Source organism: Catellatospora sp. NPDC049609, from assembly GCF_040675365.1.
In the GTDB taxonomy this organism is placed as follows: domain Bacteria; phylum Actinomycetota; class Actinomycetes; order Mycobacteriales; family Micromonosporaceae; genus Catellatospora.
This window is the reverse complement of record NZ_JBFAOU010000404.1, coordinates 1-2,494: the sequence shown is the minus strand read 5'-3', so window position 1 is coordinate 2,494 and position 2,494 is coordinate 1. Positions and strand designations below refer to the sequence as shown.

2 protein-coding genes are annotated in these 2,494 nt (G+C 74.7%); one reads left to right on the top strand and one right to left on the bottom strand.

Annotation, left to right across the window (positions count from 1 at the left end; translation table 11 throughout):
• Positions 1-599 precede the first annotated feature (599 nt).
• Positions 600-1,454 (bottom strand): GNAT family N-acetyltransferase, encoded by an 855-nt coding sequence (locus AB0J67_RS40635; RefSeq protein ID WP_363491087.1) that lies wholly within the window; start codon positions 1,452-1,454, stop codon positions 600-602.
• A gap of 262 nt (positions 1,455-1,716) precedes the next feature.
• Between AB0J67_RS40635 and AB0J67_RS40630 the strand changes: the two genes are divergently transcribed.
• Positions 1,717-2,301, top strand: coding sequence for a DUF2238 domain-containing protein (locus AB0J67_RS40630; protein WP_363491085.1), 585 nt, complete (start codon positions 1,717-1,719; stop codon positions 2,299-2,301).
• The last annotated feature ends 193 nt before the right edge of the window (positions 2,302-2,494 follow it).

The following is a 2,494-nucleotide window of genomic DNA, read 5'->3' as shown; positions in this document are numbered from 1 at the left end:
GGCGCGCCCGCCCTGGCGATGTACGTCTTCGACAGCGACTTCGCCACCGTGCCGCCGATCGTTCGGCGCCCGCGCCCGCGGTCCCGGTCACGCTCCGGCCGTCCGGCCGGCCGCGACCGGTCATCGGGATGCCGCCATGACGGTGACCAGCAGACGATCGCGGATGGCCTCGACGATCGGGGTCGACGTGCTCCAGCCCGTCTCCCGCGTGATCCGCCGGTCCTCGTCCATCAGTGATCGCGCCGCTCGCTCCGCGTCCGGCGACATCGCACTCCGGTGCCTGGTTTCGCGCATCGGACCTCCTCAGTGGTGCCGAGGGGGAGTCGACACCGGCAGCGAAGCAGCCCGGAGAGCACGTTCGCGAACCGCCCCACTGTTCGTGGGCGTCGCGCCTGTTCCGCGGCGTGGGAGGCGGCGGTCCCCATCGACCGCCCGTCACGGAACGGACAACCCCTCCACTCCCCTATAACCACCCCACTACCGCGATAACCCTCGATTTCGGTCCGGCTCGGACGATCACGGTGCCAGGGTGGCGACACGCCGCCGAACACGTCCACAAGTTCATGATCGACGGGTTGGAGGCGGGGGGTGGGGTGGGGTCAGCGGGTGTAGCGGGCGCGGCGGCCCAGGGTGGTGAAGCCGAGGCGGTGGTAGAGGGCGGCGGCGACGGGGTTGTTGACGTTGACGTCGAGCAGCATCTCGGAGGCTCCGTCGGCGGCGGCGGCGCGCAGGGCGGCGACGGTCAGTGCCGCGCCGACGCCCCGGCCGCGGGCGGCGGGGGTGGTGCCGACCTGCACCAGCCAGCCGTCGCCGCAGACCACGAAGCCCAGGTCGGCGCCGGACGCGTCGACCGCGAGCAGCGACCACGGCGGCCGGAAGTCGTCGTCGACCAGCCAGCCGGTCCACTGCTCCTGGTCCCAGTCGGGGAAGCCGGGCCGGTCGGCGAAGGACGCCCGGTACGCGGCGTGGAAGCGCCCTACCGTGTCCGGCGCCCAGCCGGCGAGGCTGACGCCGTCGGGCAGGGCGACGTCGGGGATCTCCTTGAGGTCGTGGCGCATCACGTCCTCGGCGAACGACTGCGTCAGGCCGCGGGCGGCGAACAGGGCCGCGGCGGCGTCGGTCAGCGACTCGGTCTCGATGACGTCGGCACCGGCCAGGCACCAGTCCAGCGCGGCGGCGCCCAGGCCGCGGCCGCGGGCGGCCGGGTCGACCAGGGCGGTGCCGGTGACCGTGCTCCCGGTGGGGCGGATCGCCGCGGCCGCGACGAGCCCGCCGTCCGGGCCGTACGCGCCGATGGCCAGCCCGCCCTCGGCGGCGTAGCGCCGGGCGGTGAACCCCTCGCCCGCGGCCAGCGGGAGCCCGCCGTCGGCGGCCAGGCAGCGGGCGGCCAGGCGCGACACGGCCGGGACGGCGTCGGCGGCCAGCGGGGTGAAGAGGGTGTCGATGTCGGTCACGGGACGGCAGCCTAGCCGGGTTCGGGCCCGCCGGCACTGGAATTGCACTGGCAGCATGGCGGCCATGGCCACCCCTCCCGCCTCGACCGCCCCACCCGGCCCCTCTGGGCCGGGACCCACCCCGCCGGATCCGGTCCCGCCCGGTTCGGTCCCGACCGGTTCGGTCTCACCCGGTTCGGTCCCGACCGATTCGGCGCCGCCGGGCGAGGCCGGTGCGGGATCCGCCCTCGTGGCCGGTCGCCTGCTGCCGTGCGGTCATCTGGTGGCGCTGCTGATCTTCGCGGCGATCCTGGCCGCCACCTGGTGGCGGCCGCGCTGGCCGGTCGAGCAGGCGCTGCACCACAGCCTCACCGTGCTCGCCGTGCTGGGCCTGCTGTGGGCGCAGCGCCGGCTGCGGCTGCCGCTGAGTTCGTTCGTGCTGGTGCTGACGTTCCTCACGCTGCACACGATCGCGGCCCGCTGGATCTACTCGTATGTCCCCTACGAGCAGTGGTGGCAGGCGCTGACCGGCGCGCCGCTGCTCGGCGACGGCCGCAACCACTTCGACCGGCTGGTCCACTTCGGATACGGCCTGCTGCTGGCGCCGGTGCTGGTGCGGGCCTGGCGCGAGCGGGGCGCCGGGCGCGGCCGGGCCTGGCTGCAGGCGGTCCAGGTGGTCGTCTCCACCGGCGCGCTGTACGAGCTCTTCGAGTGGGGCATCGCCGTCGCCCTGGCCCCGGACGCCGCCGAGGCGTACAACGGCCAGCAGGGCGACGGCTGGGACGCGCAGAAGGACATGGCGCTGGCCCTGCTCGGCGCGGCGCTGGGCGCCGCCGTGGCGGCGCTGCGGCCTCGACCACGGGTGTGATGTGCCGGGGACCCGCTGCGCCGATCAACGCCATGGCCGAGGTGTGCGAGGTCGCCGGCGGCGACGTCACCCAGTTCGCCCGCGCGCTGCTCAGGCCAGTGGCGGCCGCAGCGCCCCTCAGCCCTGGATCGGGCGGTGGGAGTGCGCTGCCTCCAGACGCTTTGCTCTGCACACAAATACGCACGTGCGTATT